Raw genomic sequence first — 20,005 nt, 5'->3', positions numbered from 1 at the left:
ATCAACCCACAGAATAGTCGGGCGTTTCAGTCAGTACAACCCTCATCCGCTGTACTGCGGGCGGACCTGAGTTTTTTCTGTACGGGACATACTTTTTTTCAATTTATTCAGATATCAAAGCGCTATTTGCCGTACAACGTGCGGCGGTAAATTCATTTTTAAACTGAGGACGATGTGTTGAAAAGGCGTGTGTGGGTAACTCTTTCTGGATTAGTGTTTGTGGCATCAATAGCGCAGGCGGAGGACAGCCTGGCGTTTCCCGTGACGGCGCCGGGTATTGATGCCGCATCATGGGTATTAATGGACGCTACCACCGGGCAGATCCTCACTGCCGGCAATCCGGATGCGGAGCGTAATCCCGCCAGCCTGACTAAACTGATGACCGGCTATGTGGTTGATCGCGCCGTCGATCAGGGGAAAATTACCCGGGATGATGTTGTCACCGTAGGCAAAGATGCCTGGGCGGCCGGAAATCCGGTGTTTAAAGGCTCTTCGCTGATGTTCCTCAAGCCAGGCGATAAAGTCACGGTACGCGATCTGATGCGCGGGGTCATTATCGACTCCGGCAACGACGCCTGCGTGGCGCTGGCAGACTATGTCGCCGGCAGCCAGGAAAGTTTTGTCACCATGATGAACCACTATGTACAGAAGCTCGGTCTGACGCATACCCATTTTGAAACCGTGCACGGCCTCGATGCGCCGGGCCAGCACACCACAGCGCGCGATCTGGCGGTGCTGTCGCGCGCCATTATTAATGGCGAGCAGGACTTTTACGCCATGTACAGCGAAAAGACCCTGAGCTACAACGGCATTACGCAGAACAACCGTAACGGCCTGCTGTGGGATCAGCATCTGCATGTCGACGGCATGAAAACCGGGCATACCGAGAGCGCCGGGTTCAATATCGTCGCCTCCAGTGTTGAAGGGCGTCACCGGCTGATTGCGGTGATCATGGGCGGCAAAAGTTCCAAAGGACGCGAAGAGCAGGCGCGCAAGCTGCTGACGTGGGGGCAGAGCAACTTCGATACCGTGCAGCTGTTCCATGCCGGTAAGAAGATCGGCAACGAAAACGTCTGGTACGGCAATCCGCATAAAGTCGAGGTAGGCACCACGCAGGATATCTATCTGTCTCTGCCGCGCAGCGAAGTGGCTAACGTGATGGCGAAATATGTTATCGATCGCAAAGATCTTACCGCGCCGCTGAAAGCGGGCGAGCAGATTGGTGAGATTCAGGTACTGGATAAAGACAAACAGCTGGCGAGCTATCCGCTCTATGCGCTGCAGACGGTTGAAGAGGCGGGCATTCTTACCCGTATCAGCGACTACGTGAAGCGTAAACTCTGACAGGTTTAACCGTGGCGTTATCGCTGCGTTTCTTTATTGAAAGCAGAATGTAACGCCACGGTTACCTGATACGTACGGATAGAAAAAAAGCGGGAAAAAGCGGCGGCAGGGGCTGAAGCCAGCTGCCATGCCAGGGTAACATAGCGCGCAAATTTTTCCCGTTTCCGGATCACCATGTTACGCGCTGACAAGCCTGTCTCGTCGATTGAATTCTGGTTCTACCGCCACTACCGCGCCGTACACGGCGTGCGTATCGCTATCGCCTTTGTGCTCTGCTTTCTGTTTGTCAGGCTGACAAATATTCCTGAAGGTACCTGGCCACTGATTACGCTGGTGGTGGTAATGGGACCTATCTCAACCTGGGGAAACGTGCTGCCGCGCGTGATCCAGCGCATCAGCGGAACCTTTGCCGGGCTGATTTCCGGACTGATTGCGCTGAAGCTGGAACTTATCTCGCTGCCGCTGATGCTGGTCTGGTGCTTTGCGGTAATGATTGTCTGTGGCTATCTGACGCTGGGCAAACATCCCTACATGGCGCTGCTGATTGGCATCACGCTCGGCGTGGTAGTAGGGGCGCCAGCCGGTGATTTCACCGTGGCGCTGTGGCGCGGCGGCGATGTGATTTTAGGCTCGCTGATGGCGCTGCTGTTCAGTGCCATCTGGGCGCAGCGCGCCTATATCCACTGGCGTATACAGCTTTCAGATGCGTTTGTCAGCATGGCAAAGATCCATCACGCCGGCTTTTCCCCTAATCTGGTCGAGAAGCCACGTCTCAATACGCGCTTTCAGAAGCTGCTCAGCAGCGTGATCAGAATGCGCGCGCTGCTTGAGCCCGCCAGTAAAGAGACGCGTATTCCAAAATCGGTGTTTGAAGCGATCCAGACCATCAACCGTAACATGGTCAATACCATGCAGATGCAGATTGAAGCCTGGTGGGCCTCACGCGAGAGTCATCTGCTGCTGCTCAGTGCACCTGCGCTGCGGCGTACCCAGCAGATGACTGAAGAGACGCTGAACGCGCTGGCGCTGCTGCTGCAAAAAGGCGAGACGGAACAGGTTATCGCAAACAGCCACGCCCTGGAGGAGATAGTGCAGGAGCTGGAGGCGCTGATCGCCAGCGGCAGCGCGCAGCTTGAAACCACGGCGATTTACGGCTACGTCTGGCTGAGCCTGGAGCAGGCGCGGCAGCTGGAGCGCATGACCGATCTGGTCCGGCTGGCGCTGCGTAAATAGTTTTCTCCGGCAACCACTTAGTGCGAATCGCCCTTTCTTTGCGCTAAGATAAGAGCCAGTCTGAAATTTGCTGTGAGAATTGCTAACCCGGCTCAACAGCCGCTAAGCTACAACTCTTGACGTTATATGACTATTCCGCCTGCTGCTGCAGGCCTTAAGAAAGGTGCCAACATGGAAAATGCCAAGCAATCATTTCAGGACGTGCTGGAGTTTGTGCGTATGTTTCGTCGTAAAAACAAACTGCAGCGCGAAATTCACGATAACGAAAAGAAAATCCGTGATAACCAGAAACGTGTGTTGCTGCTGGATAACCTGAGTGAATATATCAAACCCGGCATGAGCGTGGAGGCGATCCAGGAGATTATCGCCTCTATGCGCGTGGACTATGAAGATCGCGTGGATGAGTACATCATTAAAAACGCCGATCTGTCGAAAGAGCGTCGCGACCTGTCGAAAAAACTGAAAAGCATGGGTGAGCCGAAAGGACACTAAGTGCGGCAGTAAGGTTTCACTGTGACGAGGTCGCCATTATGGCGACCTTTTTAATGCCTGCGCCAGGACCTGCAGCTGGCGGGCAATTTCGCTGTTATCCAGGCCATCCTGCTGCGGAGCGGCCGTGGTTTCGCGCAGAATCAGCCCGGTCTCGAGCAACGGCGCAGGCAGCGTCTCTCCGGCCAGCTGCGCCAGGATCCGGTCCACGCTGATACGCCCAAGCTGCTGCAGATCCTGCCGGATGGTGGTCAGCGGTGGCTGATACCAGGCGCTCTCTGCGGTGTCATCGTAACCAATCAGCGAGATATCCGCCGGGATCGCCACGCCGTGTTGGTGTAGCGCGCGCATCGCACCCAGCGCCATCTGATCGTTAGCCACCAACAGCGCCTGCGGCAGCCGATCCGGCAGCAGGGTGAGCAGTGCCTGATAGCCGGACGCCGCGCTCCAGTCACCCTCCAGAACACAATAAGGCTGCAGCTGATGCTGTGCCAGCGCCCGCTGCCAGTCCGCAAAACGTGCGCGGGCAGAGGCTGAGCGCGCCGGACCGTTCAGCACGCCAATTTCACGATGCCCCAGCGCCACCAGATGATCCACAGCCTGCCGCGCCCCGCAGCTACTCTGATACTGACACTGCGGCACCGGCGCGCAGGTTTCGACATCAAGAAACAGGGCGGGTTTACTGCCGCACTGCTGCTGAATCTGCGCCGCCTGTGCGGCATCCAGCGGCAGGTTAATCAGCAGGGCATCAACGCGCTGCGCCAGCAGCTCATTGACCGTATCGGATGCGGCGCTCTGCGCGTTAGCCATGGCGATCACCAGGTGATACCCCGCCGCCGCGGCCCGCTGCTGAATCGCAGAGGCGATCTGCGCCGGCGCCATCAGCGCCAGATCGCTGGTGGCCAGTCCCAGCGTGCGCGTTGCCTTTCCCGCCAGCTGCTGCGCCACCCGGTTGGGTACGTAGCTGAGTTCTGCCATCGCCGCCTCTACCCGGGCGCGCGTGCGTGCCGAGACCTGCGACGAATGGTTCAGTACCCGGGAAACCGTTTGATAAGAGACGCCGGCCAGGCGGGCGACATCATCCAGCGTTACAGAGCGCGCGGTCATTACATTCTCCTGAATTGACTGCGGCGAGTGTAACAAATTTTCCCGTTAGTCACCTGTTCCCGCGTTGTTCAGAGCCGGGTAACGCCCATGGCTGCCGCCTGCTGCTCCCACGCGAGCACCTCATCATAGTAGCTGCGGCGGGGCACGGAGAAACCGGCCAGCAGGTTAGCCTGCATCAGCGGTTTAAAATCCTCAACGTTGGCCAGTTCAAATAAGGCGCTGCGCAGTTTTTCCAGCAGCAGGCTATCGGTGCGGGAAGAGGTAATAAGCGGCAGGGCCGGGCAGAGCGGCGTCTCGCCAATAATTGTCACATCGGCCAGCGCCTGCGGCTGATACTTCTGCAGCAGCGCCCAGGTAATGCAGTCAATGGCGGCGATATCCGCTTCATTGCGGCGCAGCGCCGCCAGCGACTGCTGATGGCTGCCGCTGAAGTGCGTTTCGGCAAAAAATTTACCGTTCTCTGCAAGCGGTGCGATCGCATAGCGCAGGGCGTTGTAACCGGAGTGTGAGTCAGCGCTGTTGCATACGGCACGGCGTCCGCGAAAATCTTCCAGCATGCGGGCGTTCTCCGCCTGGCGCACCACCAGCCAGCTGCGATAACGCAGATCCTGGCAGCCCGCTGCGCACGACTGCATCGTACCAACCAGCTGTACCTCCGGCAGCTGACTGACCAGCGCATAGCCGCAGGTCTGGCTCAGCAGCAGATTGTCGTCGCGCCAGTGGGTAAGCAGATCGTCCGGGGCGACCACCTCTGCTGTCACATCGCGTTTTGCCAGCAGTTTCAGCAGCGCGCTGGTTGTTGTCGCCGTCGTCGCGCTGTCGATGTCATACATAGGTAAAGAGATAAGGTGCATAGGGCATCCCTGAGTGCATCAGCCTGTTCGGCAAATCAGTGTTTAAGGATAGCTGAGATTGATAAGCGAGAGGGTGGCTGCGGTTGTACAAAAAAGTTGAAGATGCGCACGAAAACTATTGGCTATCACTGCCTGCCGCGCTGGCGTACCCTTTGTTTATCGATTTATGCACACGTAACGCCAGGCGGTCCTGTCGCCGGCGGGGAGCACTGAAACATGAAAAAAATTGGCTTTCTCTCATTTGGTCACTGGACGCCGTCACCCTATTCTGCCACCCGTTCGGCGCAGGATGTGCTGCTGCAGTCTATCGACCTTGCGGTGGCGGCAGAAGAGCTGGGGGCCGACGGCGCCTACTTCCGCGTCCACCATTTTGCCCGTCAGCTGAGTTCGCCGTTTCCGCTGCTGGCGGCGGTGGGGGCGAAAACCCGCCGCATTGAAATCGGGACTGGCGTTATCGATATGCGTTATGAAAATCCGCTCTATATGGCAGAAGATGCGGGCGCAGCCGATCTGATCTCTAACGGCCGTTTGCAGCTCGGACTGAGCCGCGGTTCACCGGAGCAGGTGATTGAGGGTTATCGCTACTTTGGCTTTGATCCCCGCGCCGGCGAGAGCGATGCAGATATGGGACGCCGGCATACCGAGGCGCTGCTGGACGTGCTGCGCGGTGAGGGGTTTGCAAAGCCAAATCCGCAGCCGATGTTCCCGAACCCGCCAGGGCTGCTGCGCCTGGAGCCGTTCTCTGAAGGGCTGCGCGAGCGTATCTGGTGGGGCTCCGGCTCAAACGCCACTGCCGTCTGGGCCGCAGAGCAGGGGATGAACCTGCAGAGTTCTACCCTGAAAGATGATGAAACCGGCGAACCCTTCCATGTGCAGCAGGCGCAGCAGATCCGTGCCTACCGTGCAGCCTGGGCTGCCGCAGGCCATCAGCGCACGCCGCGCGTGTCGGTGAGCCGCAGTATTTTTGCGCTGATGAATGATACCGATCGCGCCTATTTTGGCCGCGGTGGTCAGGATCAGGATTCAGTCGGTTTTCTGGATGAGAAGACGCGCGCCATCTTCGGCCGCAGCTATGCAGCCGAGCCGGATCGCCTGATAAAGATGCTGGCAGAAGATGAAGGCATCGCAGAGGCAGATACGCTGCTGCTGACAATTCCAAATCAGCTCGGCGTTGATTACTGCGCGCACGTTATCGACAGCATCCTCACCCACGTCGCCCCGGCGCTCGGCTGGCGTTAACCGGCCGTTTGAAACCAGGGCCGCATAAATGCGGCCCCTACGTTGCATTATCATTCATGGCGCCCTGGCCGCGTATAAAACCAGGGCCGCATAAATGCGGCCCCTACGGTACACCATCATTGTAGGGGCGCCATTCATGGCGCCCTGGCCGCCGATGAAAACCGGCGCCGCTATGCGGTACCGCGCTCCCACCACAGCTTGTCCAGCGCATAATAGCGGTCGCGCTCTTCTTCTGGCTGATTGAGATCGCGCTTCCACGGCTTGGCGAGGATATAGTGCAGGTTTTTAACTTTATCCTGCTGCCACATAGCGCTGTGCTGAAATGGCAGCGTCTTCAGCGCGTTATAGATATAAGAGAGCGGCAGCCAGCGTCCGGCAAACACCTCATTCAGCAGATCCTGCTCGGAGAAGGGATAGCGCTTAAGATCGTCAATCTCCTGCACTTTCTGCTGCAGCCAGCTGAACACAGCGTTATCCGGTTTCAGCACCAGGAAACCGCCATTGAGATAAGCATCAAGCGTGGCGGGCGCCGTTTCACCCCGGTCATGCCAGGTATAGTGACAGTTTTCCGGCTGCCAGCTGGCCGGATAGCTCGCAATCTGGTTTGGATTACAGCGGCAGGCGTGGCAGGCGGCCAGCGCATACTTACCCATATCCAGCGTAAACAGCTCATCCATATTCTGCAGGACCAGCATATCGGCATCCAGAAAGACCACGCGCTCATAGTCGGTCAGCTCCCACGCGCGTAGTTTACTCCACACCTCGCCAAACTGTGCCGAGGCGTAGTGCTGCTCCAGCGCGCTGTCAGGCATCAGCGGTGCGACCGGATGGATCACGCAGCCCGCAGCCTGCAGCGCAGCGCGCGTGTCAGCATCGATTGCATCCGTTACCATCACAACCAGCGGCCAGCGGGTTTCACTGCGCTGAAGCGAACGGTGCAGCGCTTTCACGCCAATAACATAATCGGGCTGCGTCAGCAGCGTTACCCAGGCGAACATACTCTCTCCCTGTACAAACATCAGTCAAAAAGCGCGGTGGTATAGTCGTTACTGAAACGACGGGCAGGATCCAGCGTCTCACGCACCGCGCGGAACGCATCCCACTGTGGATAGATATCGCGCCACTGATAGCGCTGCGGATCGTAATATTTCCCCCAGTGCGGACGTCCGCCTTCGGCAGCCAGCAGCTTCTCCACCTCCGTCAGAAAATGCAGGCCCTCCTGCGACAGCGAGCCATCATCCGCGTAGTAGACCACAAAGCCAAAGAAGCAGGAGGGCTGCTGATGTGACGGGCTCAGCCAGCCCTCCGAGGCGCCGGTGCAGCGCAGGATAATCGGGTAGTGCATATGCGGCTGATGCTCAGCGTACCAGGCTTTGATTTTGCTGATAACCTGCGGCGTTCTATCGAGCGGCACGGCAATTTCTACGTTGATCTGCGGCACCGCAATACCGCGACAAAAAAGCTGATAAATATCGCCGCTGACATCGGTGAAATCGCGGAACCGGGTGACGGTGCGGAACTGTTTACCGCCTTTACCGTGGATTTGCGTATCGCGGTGCATTTGCGCCAGCGTCTGATCGATCGTATGGTTCAGGCTGCTGTCGGCGTTATCGCCATGCTCAATCACCTGACGTCCGTTGGCGTGCCAGGCCTGCGTATCCTCATCGCTCGCCTGTTCAGCGTTCCAGACGTGCATCAGGTTGTCATCGACAAACCACCAGGCTTTGCTCAGCTCATAGTCGCTATTCCACTTCAGCAGATCCTGCTCCAGTCCATCGGCACTGACGGCAAACTTGTAGCAGGTAAATAAGCGAAACGGCTGGGTGCGCAGCGTAACCGCCGTCACGACGCCAAGCGAACCCAGTGCAACCTGCGCTGCCGGAAACTCGGGCTCACCGCGCGTAAACTCGCGTACGCTGCCATCAGCCAGCACCATACGGATGCGCAGCGCTTCATCGGCCAGTGAACTCTGCTGTAAACCCTGACCGTGAGTGCCGGTCGCCAGCGCGCCGGCCAGCGTCTGAACGGCAATCACGCCCGGCGAAGAGGCGAGCATGCGATCGCGTGCGGTTAAGGTGTCGTAAACTTCCTGCAGCAGCGTACCGGCTGCAAAAGTGATGGAATTGTCATCTTCAGCCACCACGCCGGTAAAGGCGCTCAGGTCGAGCAGCAGGTCATCAGGCTGCACGCAGAGCATCCGGCCTGGCGACAGCCGGCTGCCGACCAGACGCACTTTTCCGCGCGTATCGCGCAGCAGCTGCTGTAGCTCAGCTTCCGTTTGCGGCTGATGCAGCTGCTGACGCTGGCCCACGACAGAGTTCTGCGCCCAGTTCCACAGGGCCGTATCATGTTCAGTATCCTGGGTGTTGCGTAACGGATAGAGAAGGGCATCTTTGTTCACTTCAGTGTTCCTTAGTCTCAGGTCTGTGACGGTCCCGTTGATGAGATCAAGCGTAGACCATCACAGCGAACCCGCAGACGACGGGGCCTGGCGAATGTAACGCAGCGTTGCCGCCACAGCCAGCTGGCGGTTGCGGCGGATGGTTTCCGCTTCGCTGTCGTCAGGCGTGAATAGCGTATGAAAGGTGTAGCGGTTCGACACATGATGCACGCAGATACTGCTGATCAGGCGGTGCACATCCACGCTGTTAAGGTCGCGGTAAAACAGCCCCTGCTGCTGGCCACGCGTCAGTATCGCTTCAAGCAGATCGAGCGCGCTGCGGTTAAGCGTTTTGATCCGCTCAGACTGCATGATATAGCGCCCGCGCAGCAGGTTCTCGCTGCAGACCAGCCGCATAAAGTCCGGGTGCGCCACATGATAATCAAAGCTCGCCTCAACCAGTTTGATCATCGCCTGTTCCGGTTCGAGTGTGGCAAGCTGCAGGCTGGTTTCATGCTCGCGCATGGCGCGATACACCTGCTCCAGCACCTCAATGTAGAGCGCTTCTTTGCTGGTGAAGTGATAAACCACCATGCGTTTCGTGGTCTGCGCCAGCGCTGCAATCTGCTCCATGCGCGCGCCCGGCAGGCCATATTCGGCGAAAACAGAGAGCGCAGCCGCAATGATACGGCGCTTTAATCCTTCCGGATCGTTTTTGCGTTTACCGGGGGTCTCAGACATGGTTCTCACAGCGTTGATTAAAAACCCCATGATAACACAGGCATACTCCAGCCCGGACAGCAGTACGTGTGGCGCGAAGCCAGCGGTGAATTTCAGGCCGTAAGGAGCGAATTTAGAGAGCGCGCAGAGAGGAGATCATTTTTACTATAGGGCTGTTTTTTAGACGCAGTTCAGGAGAAATTATGTCAGTTCCCTCTTTAATCAGTACCAAAGAAGCTTCCCGGCTTAGCGCCTATGCGATGGGCATCGGCAGTGAATTGAATATGAAAGATGTTACCCGGCCAAAAAGTATGCTGGAGCGTGTTGTTGATATTTTTACATTTGGCGGAGTCAGAAGAGAAAAGGAGGAAGTCTATAAGTCAGTGATAGCTCAACTCAGAACCGAACTTCGTGATAGAAAAGTTACGCCAGATTCACTGCAAAATATGGAAAAAATAGAGCTACATCTTAATAAAATGGATATTACGTTAAGGCCTGATAGCCGGTATAACGCAATGCAGATTATCGTATCCAGAGGAAGCGAAAAGGCAGAGGGTTTTGTACCTGACAGCAATTTTACTGCTCTCTGTTCATCGATCATGCTCAGAGAAAAATTAGGGCTCAGCAGGGATAATGATCTTCTTATGCCATCAGGAGAAATTAATCTTACAGATATTCATGAAGCTAATTTGAATGCGAAGGATATTTTTTCGATTCTTAGTAATGCGCCTCCTCAGATAAAATTAATTACAACTGAAGAGAATACAGATAGGTTAAAACGTGAATATGATGAATTATCAGGAATGAATAATAATACTAAACCTTCTGTTAGCAATGAACCAGAACCAAAGATAAATACCTTAGAAAAAAGCATAACAAGCAATGATATAGTTTCTTTTATCGAATTTCGAAAAAATTCTGAGTCTGATCTCGGTCCTGCTACAGGATATTCTTCGAGTATATATTCAGACAGCGACACGTTGAGTCAATATTCCACGCTTGAAGGAGATACCGAAAGCAATACAACTCTTTATCACAATATGCGAAACCGCAAAGACATGTCGATTAAAGTGAGTTAATTCTTCCATTGCTACCAAAGCCTGACCCTTCAGGCCAGCCTGGTACACTACCAGCCAGTACCACATCAAAACGCAACATAGCAAAAAGCCCGCTCAGGTTTCCCTGAGCGGGCTTTTCTAATTCTGGCTCCTCTGACTGGACTCGAACCAGTGACATACGGATTAACAGTCCGCCGTTCTACCGACTGAACTACAGAGGAATCGTGTGAACGAGGCGAATAGTAGCGAGCGCGATCCCGCTTGTCAAAGCTGTACTGCACACTTTTGGTTTAAGTGCGCGCAAAAGCACCATTCTGCTGCTTTTCTGCCTGATATGGTGGCAAAGCAAACTGCCAACAGGATCTCACTTCAGAGGCATTTCCGCTGAGATGTTAGAGGCGTGTCAAATTTTTGCGGTTTGCTGATTTTAAAACAACCGTTTCAGTGCTTTTATGATGAAAATTTCATATGAAGCAAGTATGAAACAAATGAACTGCTTATCATCACGCCGGAAACTATTTTTTACCCGGCGGCGGTGACAGCAAAATTAACCTGTTGATAAGGAGCGCGTTCTTCAGAACAACATCAGCTGGCTTCAGCGCGAAAAGTGCAACTATCCAAAATCTGTACCCAAAAATAACGCCAGCCGCGGTGCGCAAAGGCAAAAAATTTTTTTCATTTACCTGATGCATCATGCTGTGCGTGCGTTAACCAACAATAAGAAGGTAGAAGGTGCCCTATGAAATTTAAAAAAGCGTTAGTCACTTCCCTGTTGGCCTGCATGTTGCCCGCTGCGGTTATGGCGAAAGATCTGCAGGTTGGCGTCTCAATGGCGCTGTTTGACGACAATTTCCTGACCATTCTGCGCACGGCCATGCAGAAAGAGATGCAGAAAGATAACGTAAAAGGCCAGCTGGAAGATGCCAAAGGGGATGTGTCACAGCAGCTGCAGCAGGTACAGAACTTTATCGGACAGGGCGTGGACGCCATCATCGTCAACCCGGTGGATACCAACGCCGTGAAACCGATTATGGACGCGGCGAAAAAAGCCAACATTCCGCTGATCTTCGTTAACCGTAAACCTGCCGGTGAACTCACGGACAAGATGGCGTATGTCGGCTCAGACTCCGAGCTGGCGGGTCGCCTGCAGATGGAAGCGCTGGCTAAAGCGATGAACGGCAAAGGCAACGTGGCGATCCTGATGGGCGATTTAGCGAACGAATCAACGCGCGACCGCACCAAAGGGGTGGAAGCGGTGGTCGCGAAATATCCCGATATCAAAGTGGTGCAGAAACAGACCGCAAAATTCACCCGTAACGACGCGGTGGATGTGGTCAGCAACTGGATGACCGCCGGCGATGACATCCAGGCTATCGCCTCTAACAACGATGAAATGGCGATTGGCGCACTGCAGGCGCTGGGTAAAAACCCGAACCATATCCTGATCGCCGGCGTGGATGGCACCCCGGATGCGCTGCAGATGCTGAAAAACGGCAAAATGGTCGCCACGGTTTTCCAGGATGCCAGCGGGCAGGGTGCAGGCGCAGTGCGGGCTGCGGTAAGCCTCGCAAAAGGGGAGAAAGTTGAGAAAGTGATCAACATCCCTTACCAGCTGATCACCAAAGAGAACATGGCGCAGTTTGAGAATCGCAACCAGAAATAACCGCTCTCCCCTTAAGCCGTATGGAGGTGATGTATGACCGCTTTTGCGCTTGAAGCCGAAGGCATCAGCAAGTTCTTCCCCGGAGTGAAGGCGCTCGATAACGTCTCACTGCGAATCAGGCCGGGGTCGGTACATGCCCTGATGGGCGAGAATGGCGCAGGCAAATCCACGCTGATGAAATGCCTTATCGGGATTTACCGTCCCGATAAGGGCACTATTCGCATCAAAGGGGAACCCGTGCAGTTTCAGGACACCATGGACGCGCTGCGTTCCGGCATCTCGATGATCCATCAGGAGCTGAACCTGGTGCCGCATATGACCGTGGCGGAGAACATCTGGCTCGGGCGTGAACCGATGAAGTTTGGCTTCGTCGATCACGCCCTGCTAAACCGCCAGACGCAGGAGTTGCTCAACAAACTCAATATTCGCCTCAAAGCGGATCGCATGGTGGGCGAGCTGAGCATTGCGGCGCAGCAGATGGTGGAGATTGCCAAAGCGGTATCGTGGAACTCTGACGTGGTGATCATGGATGAACCCACCTCCGCGCTGACCGAAACTGAAGTGGCGCACCTGTTCACTATCATTCGCGACCTGCGGGCGCAGGGCAAGGCGATTATCTATATCAGCCATAAGATGGATGAGATTTTTACCATTACCGATGAGATCAGCATCTTCCGCGACGGCACCTGGGTCGGCAGCAACGATACCAGCGCGTTTACGCGGCAATCGCTGATCACCCAGATGGTAGGGCGTGAGCTGACCCAGCTGTTCCCTAAATTCAACGGCACCATCGGCGACGATGTGCTGACGGTGCGCGGCCTGAGCAGCAAAGAGCGCTTTAGCGATATCAGCTTCAGCGTGCGCAGGGGAGAAATTCTGGGCGTGGCCGGGCTGGTGGGCGCAGGGCGCAGTGAGGTGATGGAGAGCCTGTTTGGCATGGAGAGCTACGACAGCGGTGAAGTGCTGATTGACGGCGTGCCGGTCAGCATCGATTCGCCCTCCACGGCCATCGAGAAAGGCATGGCGTTTCTGACTGAGGATCGCAAGAAGTCAGGGCTGTTTTTGGTTCTCTCAGTAATGGAGAACATGAGCATCGTTAACATGCCCGGTTACACCGGCAAAAGCGGCTTTGTCAGCCATGTGAAAATGGCGCAGGACTGTATGGAGCAGATCCGCAAGCTCAATATCAAAACCCCGACCATGGATCAGATCATCAATAACCTCAGCGGCGGTAACCAGCAGAAAGTGCTGATTGCGCGCTGGCTGCTGGCACAGCCGAAGATCCTGATTCTGGACGAACCGACCCGCGGCATCGATGTGGGAGCCAAAGCAGAGATCTACCGCCTGATCAGCGAACTCGCTAATCGCGGCGTCGCTATCATCATGGTCTCCTCTGAGCTGCCGGAAATTCTCGGCATGAGTGACCGCATCATGGTGATGCACGGCGGGCGCATAACCGGCATCCTCAGTAAAGAAGAGGCCGATCAGGAAACCATTTTGTCGCTGGCATCTGAGTGAGGCTTGAGATCCCTATGAATAATGTAAAAGCTACGGCCCCGCAGGCCACTGAACAAAGCTCCTTCTTCAGTAATCTGCGCCATAAACTGCCAAAAGATACCGGCATTTTTGTGGTGATGTTAGGCATTGCGCTGATTTTTGAAATTGCCGGCTGGTACGTACGCGACCAGTCTTTTCTGCTCAACACCAACCGTTTAGTTCTGATTGTGCTGCAGGTCGCCATCATCGGTATTATCGCGGTCGGCGTTACGCAGGTCATTATCACCACCGGTATCGATCTCTCCTCCGGCTCCGTTATCGCCCTGACGGCGGTGGTGGCGGCAAGCCTGGCGCAAACCTCAGAAAGCCTGTCGCCGATGTTTCCCTCGCTGGTTAACCTGCCTGCGGCTATCCCTATCGGCGCCGGTATTGGCGTCGGGCTGCTGTGCGGCGTCATCAACGGCGTGCTGATCACCCGCACCGGTATTCCGCCCTTTATCGCCACGCTGGGGATGATGGTGTCCGCGCGCGGTCTGGCGCAGTACTATACGCAGGGTAATCCGATCAGCTTTCTGTCAGACAGCTTTACCTCGATTGGTCAGGGCGCCATGCCGGTTATCATCTTCCTGGTGGTGGCGTTCCTGTTCCACATCGCGCTGAAACATACCCGCTACGGCAAATATGTCTATGCGATTGGCGGCAACATGACGTCAGCTAAAGTGTCCGGCATCAACGTTAACAAGTATCTGATCATTGTCTACACCATCGCCGGCGCGCTCTCGGGCCTGGCAGGCGTCGTACTGGCAGCACGCGTCAGCAGCGGCCAGTCAAGCATGGGGATGGCGTATGAGCTGGATGCTATCGCCGCAGCGGTTATCGGCGGCAGCAGCCTGATGGGTGGCGTGGGGCGTATCACCGGCACGCTGATCGGCGCCGTGATCCTGGGACTTATCAAAAGCGGCTTTACCTTCGTGGGCGTGGACGCCTATATACAGGACATCATCAAAGGCATGATCATTGTGGCTGCGGTTTCCATTGATATGCATCGCAACCGCAAAAAACGCTGAGTCACCTCGCTCTGCGACACGGCTGACCCCGGCATAACCGGGGTCAGGCCGGAGGCGGCACGGGACGCTACCACCTCTCCGTCATCACTTTTTTGCACGTCTGCCTTGCAGGTTTTGCACCAGCAGAGTGCATGCCATCCTCCGCTTTACCCGCCCGCTGCGGCATCAGCACGCTCTGTTTCCTTTCAGGTAATCACAAAAGCTTATTTTCCAGTCTCTTAATTACCACTGCCCGCCGTTTTTTTCCGCGATGAAATAACTGGCCTGCTTATTGCAAAACTCTGTTTATCGGCCAGCAGGCTAAGCGCCCTTCAGGGGTTAACCGGATTGACGGAGGCAACATGAACTTAAGACGGCTGAAATATTTTGTGAACATCGTCGATATCGGCAGCCTGACCCGCGCCGCCGAAGTGCTGCACATTGCGCAACCGGCGCTCAGTCAGCAGGTGGCGACGCTGGAGAGCGAGCTGGATCAGCAGCTGCTGATCCGCACCAAGCGCGGCGTAACGCCCACCGACGCGGGTAAAATCCTCTATGCGCACGCCCGCACCATATTGCGCCAGTGTGAACAGGCGCAGGCCGCCGTCAGCAAAGCGGGCCAGACGCTGAGCGGACAGGTTTCTATTGGTCTCGCACCCGGCACGGCCGCCTCTTCTCTGACCATGCCGCTGCTGCAGACCGTGCGCGAGCAGTATCCGGACGTGCTGGTGTATCTGCATGAAAACAGCGGCAGTTCGCTGAATGATAAAGTGCTGAACGGTCAGCTCGATATGGCCGTGCTCTACGATCGCTCGCCTGCGGCTGGCGTGACCAGCCTGCCGCTGCTGAAAGAGGAGCTCTATCTGGTCGGCGCCACCGCCTGTCCGGGATCGGCGGTGGATCTGGCCGACGTGGCGCAGATGAACCTGTTCCTGCCGCGCGACTACAGCGCGGTACGCAAGCGGGTAGACGAAGCGTTTTCACTGCGCCGCCTGAGCGCGCGCATCATCGGCGAAATTGAATCGATCGCCACCCTGACCGCCGCGGTCTCCAGCGGGCTGGGCGTAACCGTGCTGCCTGAATCCGCGGCCCGGGCGCTGGTCAGCTCAACGCACGCCTGGATGGCGCGCATTACCTCACCGTCGCTGACGCTGCCGCTGTCGCTGAATATGTCTGCGCAGCTGCCGCTCTCACCTGCGGCGCAGGCGGTCAAAACCATACTGCTGTCGCTGCTGAATAAGCCAGCGGTTGCCGATCGCGAGCTGATGCTGGTGGGCTAAAAACCACAGCATCGCGATAACGCTCCTTATTACTAAACCGCATAACAGGCGGTTTTTTATTATTTGTTGTATTGACGCCTGCTCCCTACCATGGCGAAAACCGTGCCAGAAGGGGGAGAGGGTGTGAATTTCCAGCAACTTAAAATTATTCGGGAAGCCGCCCGCTGCGACTTCAATCTGACTGAAGTCGCCAACACGCTGTTTACCTCGCAGTCCGGGGTCAGCCGGCATATCCGCGATCTGGAAGATGAGCTGGGCGTAGAGATATTTATCCGGCGCGGAAAACGTTTGCTGGGCATGACGGAGCCGGGCAAAGCGCTGCTGACCATAGCCGAACGCATTCTCGATGAGGCGGGCAAGGTGCGGCGTCTGGCCGATGTGTTTACCAATGAGACCAGCGGCGTGCTGACGATTGCCACCACCCATACCCAGGCGCGTTACAGCCTGCCGCGCGTCATCAAAGCGTTCCGCCAGCTCTATCCCAACGTGCGGCTGGAGCTGAATCAGGGCTCGCCGCAGGAGATTGTCGCCATGCTGCTGGCCGGCGAGGCGGATGTCGGTATCGCCTCCGAACAGCTGGTTAACCACGCCAGCCTGGCGGCTTTCCCCTGGTTCAGCTGGCATCACTCGCTGCTGGTGCCGCCCGGGCATGAACTGCTGCAGCAGCAGCCGGTGTCGCTTGAAAACCTGAGCGCCTGGCCGTTAATCACCTACCGGCAGGGGATCACCGGTCGTTCACGCGTGGATCGGGCGTTTCAGGCGGCCAGCCTGCGGCCCGATATTGTGCTGAGCGCGCAGGATTCTGATGTGGTGAAAACCTATGTTGAGCTGGGGCTGGGCGTTGGCGTACTCGCCGATCAGGCGTGTGATATCTATCAGGGCGAAAACCTGGTCAAGATTGATGCCCGTCACCTGTTTGAAGCTAACACCGTCTGGCTTGGTCTGAAGCGCGGACAGCTGCAGCGCAACTATGTCTGGCAGTTTCTGGAGCTCTGCAACGCTAATTTGTCGCTGGAGGAGATCAAGCGACAGGCGCTCTCCTATGAGAGTGAAGAAGAGCCGGCGCTCGATTTTCAGATCTGAGGCTGTCAGGCTCGGCAGCGGTGTGGCACTCTTCTTCTGCATTCACTAAGGGAGAACCGCATGAGCATGACGTTGCGTGATATTACGGCGGCCGACGCCGCGGCGGGCCATGCCCTGACGCAGCAGGCGGGCTGGCCACACCGTCCTGAGGACTGGCAGCAGCTGATTGCGCTGGGTGAAGGCGTGGTGATGGAGGAGGCGGGACGACTCTCCGGCTGCGCGCTTGGCTGGCGCTGGGGAAGCAGCGCAGCCACCATCGACCTGGTGGTGGTGGATCAGCAGGCGCGCGGACGCGGTATCGGCCGCAAGTTAATGCAGGCGCTGATTACGCGCTTCGCCGGCTGCACGCTGCGCCTGCATGCAACGGAAATGGGTAAAGGGCTTTATGCACAGCTGGGATTCAGGGAGTGCGGTCAGGTATGGCAGTACCAGACGGCGGCATTAGCCGCGCCTCCCGCTATAGCGCTGCCGCCTGCGCTAAGCCTGGAGCCGGCATGCAGCGCAGCCTGTGCGGAACTCTGCACGCCCGACTGGCAGGCGACCGGCCTGCAGCGTGCGCGTCTGCTGCAGCAGTTGCTGCCCGGTAGCGTGCTGGCACGCGATGCGCAGGGGATACAGGGCTTTGCCAGCCTGCGTCGCTTTGGTCGCGGCTGGACCATCGGCCCGGTTATCGCCCGGGACGGCAGCGTGGCGCAGGCGCTCGTTGCCACGCTGCTGCAGACGCTGACCGGTCAGTTTGTCCGGCTGGATACGCCCGACGCCGGGCTGGCGGAGTGGCTGGCAACGCTGGGTCTGCAGCAGGTCGATGCGCCGCACATTATGGTGCACGGCACCCCCTGGCGCCCGACAGAGGAGATGCACTGTTTTGCGCTGGTCTCCCCGGCGCTGGGTTAGGCAGCCAGCGGGCGCAGTCAGGCCATAATCCGGCAGATCCTCTGCACGCCCGTTTCTGTCAGCTACCCTTAAAAGCTGACAACAGCCTTTAAGGGAGCAGCGGGATGAGTAAAAAAACCAGCGATTTTTTTGTCGAGCGCCTGCAGGCGTGGGGCGTCACGCGCATTTATGGCTATCCGGGCGATGGCATCAACGGCGTGCTGGGCGCTATCCAGCGCGCCAATAAAGCGGGCGCCGGAATTGAGTTTATCCAGGTGCGGCATGAAGAGATGGCAGCATTTATGGCTGCCGGCCACGCCAAATTTACCGGTGAGCTTGGCGTCTGCCTCTCTACCGGCGGGCCGGGTGCCACCCACCTGCTGACCGGTCTTTACGATGCCAAAATGGATCATGCACCGGTGCTGGCGATCGCCGGACAGGCTGAAGTGACCGCGCGCGGCGCCAGCTATCAGCAGGAGATGAACCTCGATCGCGTGTTTGCTGATGTCGCTAATTTCGTACAGGAAGCGGCCGCACCGGCGCAGATCCAGCATCTGGTCGATCGCGGCGTGCGTATCGCAAAAGCGCAGAACGGCGTGGCGGTGCTGATCCTGCCAAAAGATATTCAGGATGAAACCTGGCAGCCGCCGCAGCACGCGCACGGTTTTACCCACTCCGGTCCTGGCTATCAGCGTCCGAAAATCGTGCCGTATGAAGCAGATCTGCAGCGTGCGGCAGACGCCCTCAACGCCGGCAGCAAGGTGGCGATCCTGATCGGTGCAGGTGCGCGCGGCGCGGCAGTGGAAGTGGTGCAGGTTGCGAACCTGCTTGGCGCGGGCGTCGCCAAAGCGCTGCTGGGTAAAGATGTGCTGCCGGACGATGCGCCGTTTGTCACCGGATCAATCGGCCTGCTTGGTACTAAACCGTCGTGGGATCTGATGCAGGAGTGCGACACGCTGCTGATGATCGGCACCGGCTTCCCGTGGACCGAATTTTTACCCGCTGAAGGTAAGGTGCGTGCGGTACAGATTGATATCGATCCGGCGATGCTGGGCCTGCGCTACCCCTGTGAAGTCAACCTGCACGGGGACAGCGCCGAAACGCTGCGGGCGCTGATCCCGCTGCTGCAGCACAAAAGCGATCGCCACTGGCAGGAGCAGATTGCGCTGCAGGTGCGCGACTGGTGGCAGCTGATGGAGGAGCGGGCGCTGGCGCCAGCTAATCCGGTTAATCCACAGCGGGTGGTGTGGGAGATGTCGCCGCAGCTGCCGGATAACGCTATTGTCACCTCAGATTCCGGCTCCTGTGCCAACTGGTTTGCGCGCGACTATCGCGTGAAGCAGGGGCAGCGCGCCACGCTCTCCGGCGGTCTTGCCTGTATGGGTGCCGCCGTACCGTTCGCTATCGCCGCTAAATTTGCTTATCCCGATAAACCGGTTGTGGCGCTGGTCGGAGACGGGGCGATGCAGATGAATAATATGGCTGAGCTGATCACTATTCAGAAATACTGGCAGCAGTGGGACGATCCACGGCTGATCGTCTGCGTGTTTAACAATCAGGATCTTAATCAGGTGACCTGGGAGCAGCGCGTGATGGAAGGCAATCCGCGCTTCGAGGCGTCACAGCAGCTGCCCGATGTGCCCTACGCGCGTTTTGCCGAGAGTCTTGGCCTGCAGGGGATCGTGGTGGATAATCCGGATGAGTTAGCCGCCGCGTGGCAGCAGGCGCTGAGCGCAAACCGCCCGGTGGTGCTGGAGGTGAAAACCGATCCGGAAGTCGCACCGCTGCCGCCGCATATCACCTTTAAGCAGGCGAAATCCTTTATGGCCTCCATGGTTAAAGGCGATCGCGGCGTGGCACAGATTATCGGTGACACCGCCAGTCAGCTTATCCGCCCCAAACGCTGATTCCGTCGTAGGGGACGCATTCATGCGTCCCTGACGTCGTTTATGCGCCGTGCCCGGTTATTACCAGGGCGCCATAAATGGCGCCCCTACAGATTATGTGCGGATGCGATAAATAACGTATCCCCCGGTGCTCGCAGGGGACGCATTAATGCGTCCCTGGCGTCGTTTATGCGCCGTGCCCGGTTGTTACCAGGGCGCCATAAATGGCGCCCCTACAGATTATGTGCGGATG

Annotated in this window: 17 protein-coding genes and 1 tRNA gene; 12 read left to right on the top strand and 6 right to left on the bottom strand. The window is 57.1% G+C overall.

Annotation, left to right across the window (positions count from 1 at the left end):
* The first annotated feature begins 177 nt into the window (after positions 1-177).
* From dacD to F3J39_RS06625, 3 genes are all read left to right on the top strand, one after another.
* Positions 178-1,344: a serine-type D-Ala-D-Ala carboxypeptidase DacD gene (gene dacD / locus F3J39_RS06635; RefSeq protein ID WP_186368973.1), complete on the top strand. Its 1,167-nt coding sequence runs from the start codon at positions 178-180 to the stop codon at positions 1,342-1,344.
* A gap of 174 nt (positions 1,345-1,518) precedes the next feature.
* The gene (locus tag F3J39_RS06630; protein ID WP_039385281.1) at positions 1,519-2,577 is read left to right on the top strand and encodes an FUSC family protein; all 1,059 of its coding nucleotides are present in this window, start codon (positions 1,519-1,521) and stop codon (positions 2,575-2,577) included.
* Between the two features lie 171 nt (positions 2,578-2,748).
* Positions 2,749-3,069 (top strand): DUF496 family protein, encoded by a 321-nt coding sequence (locus tag F3J39_RS06625; protein WP_039385998.1) that lies wholly within the window; start codon positions 2,749-2,751, stop codon positions 3,067-3,069.
* A gap of 36 nt (positions 3,070-3,105) precedes the next feature.
* Here the strand turns inward: F3J39_RS06625 and F3J39_RS06620 are convergent, their stop codons facing one another.
* A complete protein-coding gene (locus F3J39_RS06620) occupies positions 3,106-4,173 on the bottom strand; it encodes a LacI family DNA-binding transcriptional regulator (RefSeq protein WP_039385279.1) in 1,068 nt (355 codons plus the stop codon).
* Positions 4,174-4,241: 68 nt separating this feature from the next.
* Entirely contained in the window at positions 4,242-5,027 is a 786-nt protein-coding gene (locus tag F3J39_RS06615) for a PhnD/SsuA/transferrin family substrate-binding protein (RefSeq protein WP_166713983.1), read from the bottom strand.
* A gap of 216 nt (positions 5,028-5,243) precedes the next feature.
* Between F3J39_RS06615 and F3J39_RS06610 the strand changes: the two genes are divergently transcribed.
* Complete coding sequence (locus tag F3J39_RS06610; protein WP_166713982.1) at positions 5,244-6,266, top strand: LLM class flavin-dependent oxidoreductase; 1,023 nt, start codon at positions 5,244-5,246, stop codon at positions 6,264-6,266.
* A gap of 170 nt (positions 6,267-6,436) precedes the next feature.
* On the opposite strand, the gene F3J39_RS06605 is transcribed toward F3J39_RS06610, so the two are convergent.
* Genes F3J39_RS06605 through F3J39_RS06595 form a run of 3 tightly spaced genes read right to left on the bottom strand, consistent with a single transcriptional unit; the run spans position 6,437 to position 9,387 of the window.
* Entirely contained in the window at positions 6,437-7,264 is an 828-nt protein-coding gene (locus tag F3J39_RS06605) for a glycosyltransferase family 8 protein (RefSeq protein WP_104085166.1), read from the bottom strand.
* Positions 7,265-7,284: 20 nt separating this feature from the next.
* Positions 7,285-8,667: a D-arabinono-1,4-lactone oxidase gene (locus F3J39_RS06600; RefSeq protein ID WP_094112142.1), complete on the bottom strand. Its 1,383-nt coding sequence runs from the start codon at positions 8,665-8,667 to the stop codon at positions 7,285-7,287.
* Between the two features lie 60 nt (positions 8,668-8,727).
* A complete protein-coding gene (locus F3J39_RS06595; RefSeq protein WP_104085360.1) occupies positions 8,728-9,387 on the bottom strand; it encodes a TetR family transcriptional regulator in 660 nt (219 codons plus the stop codon).
* 182 nt (positions 9,388-9,569) lie between these two features.
* On the opposite strand from F3J39_RS06595, the gene F3J39_RS06590 reads away from it, so the two are divergent.
* Positions 9,570-10,445: a hypothetical protein gene (locus tag F3J39_RS06590; RefSeq protein WP_166713981.1), complete on the top strand. Its 876-nt coding sequence runs from the start codon at positions 9,570-9,572 to the stop codon at positions 10,443-10,445.
* 124 nt (positions 10,446-10,569) lie between these two features.
* On the opposite strand, the gene F3J39_RS06585 is transcribed toward F3J39_RS06590, so the two are convergent.
* Positions 10,570-10,645, bottom strand: a tRNA-Asn gene (locus F3J39_RS06585).
* Positions 10,646-11,163: 518 nt separating this feature from the next.
* Here F3J39_RS06585 and F3J39_RS06580 point away from each other — a divergent pair.
* The 7 genes from F3J39_RS06580 (at position 11,164) to F3J39_RS06550 (ending at position 19,773) form a co-directional block, all read left to right on the top strand.
* Positions 11,164-12,087: a sugar ABC transporter substrate-binding protein gene (locus tag F3J39_RS06580; protein ID WP_039385265.1), complete on the top strand. Its 924-nt coding sequence runs from the start codon at positions 11,164-11,166 to the stop codon at positions 12,085-12,087.
* Between the two features lie 33 nt (positions 12,088-12,120).
* Positions 12,121-13,605: a sugar ABC transporter ATP-binding protein gene (locus F3J39_RS06575; RefSeq protein ID WP_039385263.1), complete on the top strand. Its 1,485-nt coding sequence runs from the start codon at positions 12,121-12,123 to the stop codon at positions 13,603-13,605.
* A gap of 14 nt (positions 13,606-13,619) precedes the next feature.
* Complete coding sequence (locus tag F3J39_RS06570) at positions 13,620-14,651, top strand: ABC transporter permease (protein ID WP_104085164.1); 1,032 nt, start codon at positions 13,620-13,622, stop codon at positions 14,649-14,651.
* 341 nt (positions 14,652-14,992) lie between these two features.
* Entirely contained in the window at positions 14,993-15,910 is a 918-nt protein-coding gene (nac, locus tag F3J39_RS06565; RefSeq protein WP_108569555.1) for a nitrogen assimilation transcriptional regulator NAC, read from the top strand.
* Positions 15,911-16,033: 123 nt separating this feature from the next.
* On the top strand, positions 16,034-16,993 hold the full coding sequence (gene cbl / locus F3J39_RS06560; RefSeq protein WP_108569556.1) for an HTH-type transcriptional regulator Cbl: 960 nt from the start codon (positions 16,034-16,036) through the stop codon (positions 16,991-16,993).
* Between the two features lie 60 nt (positions 16,994-17,053).
* Positions 17,054-17,887, top strand: coding sequence for a GNAT family N-acetyltransferase (locus tag F3J39_RS06555; RefSeq protein WP_166713980.1), 834 nt, complete (start codon positions 17,054-17,056; stop codon positions 17,885-17,887).
* Between the two features lie 104 nt (positions 17,888-17,991).
* Positions 17,992-19,773, top strand: a complete 1,782-nt coding sequence (locus tag F3J39_RS06550; RefSeq protein ID WP_166713979.1) for a thiamine pyrophosphate-requiring protein — start codon at positions 17,992-17,994, stop codon at positions 19,771-19,773.
* Positions 19,774-20,005 lie beyond the last annotated feature (232 nt).

The sequence above is a fragment of the Pantoea sp. Acro-807 genome, assembly GCF_011752675.1.
Lineage (GTDB): Bacteria > Pseudomonadota > Gammaproteobacteria > Enterobacterales > Enterobacteriaceae > Pantoea > Pantoea eucrina.
This window is presented reverse-complemented; position numbering and strand designations above follow the sequence as displayed.

Excerpts from the sequence above, each read along its gene's own strand:
- F3J39_RS06590 (WP_166713981.1), top strand. The coding sequence starts at position 9,570 with ATGTCAGTTCCCTCTTTAATCAGTACCAAAGAAGCTTCCCGGCTTAGC.
- F3J39_RS06595 (WP_104085360.1), bottom strand. The coding sequence starts at position 9,387 with ATGTCTGAGACCCCCGGTAAACGCAAAAACGATCCGGAAGGATTAAAG.
- F3J39_RS06610 (WP_166713982.1), top strand. The coding sequence starts at position 5,244 with ATGAAAAAAATTGGCTTTCTCTCATTTGGTCACTGGACGCCGTCACCC.
- F3J39_RS06630 (WP_039385281.1), top strand. The coding sequence starts at position 1,519 with ATGTTACGCGCTGACAAGCCTGTCTCGTCGATTGAATTCTGGTTCTAC.
- nac (WP_108569555.1), top strand. The coding sequence starts at position 14,993 with ATGAACTTAAGACGGCTGAAATATTTTGTGAACATCGTCGATATCGGC.
- F3J39_RS06620 (WP_039385279.1), bottom strand. The coding sequence starts at position 4,173 with ATGACCGCGCGCTCTGTAACGCTGGATGATGTCGCCCGCCTGGCCGGC.
- F3J39_RS06555 (WP_166713980.1), top strand. The coding sequence starts at position 17,054 with ATGAGCATGACGTTGCGTGATATTACGGCGGCCGACGCCGCGGCGGGC.
- F3J39_RS06550 (WP_166713979.1), top strand. The coding sequence starts at position 17,992 with ATGAGTAAAAAAACCAGCGATTTTTTTGTCGAGCGCCTGCAGGCGTGG.
- F3J39_RS06570 (WP_104085164.1), top strand. The coding sequence starts at position 13,620 with ATGAATAATGTAAAAGCTACGGCCCCGCAGGCCACTGAACAAAGCTCC.
- F3J39_RS06615 (WP_166713983.1), bottom strand. The coding sequence starts at position 5,027 with ATGCACCTTATCTCTTTACCTATGTATGACATCGACAGCGCGACGACG.
- F3J39_RS06580 (WP_039385265.1), top strand. The coding sequence starts at position 11,164 with ATGAAATTTAAAAAAGCGTTAGTCACTTCCCTGTTGGCCTGCATGTTG.
- F3J39_RS06605 (WP_104085166.1), bottom strand. The coding sequence starts at position 7,264 with ATGTTCGCCTGGGTAACGCTGCTGACGCAGCCCGATTATGTTATTGGC.
- F3J39_RS06575 (WP_039385263.1), top strand. The coding sequence starts at position 12,121 with ATGACCGCTTTTGCGCTTGAAGCCGAAGGCATCAGCAAGTTCTTCCCC.
- F3J39_RS06625 (WP_039385998.1), top strand. The coding sequence starts at position 2,749 with ATGGAAAATGCCAAGCAATCATTTCAGGACGTGCTGGAGTTTGTGCGT.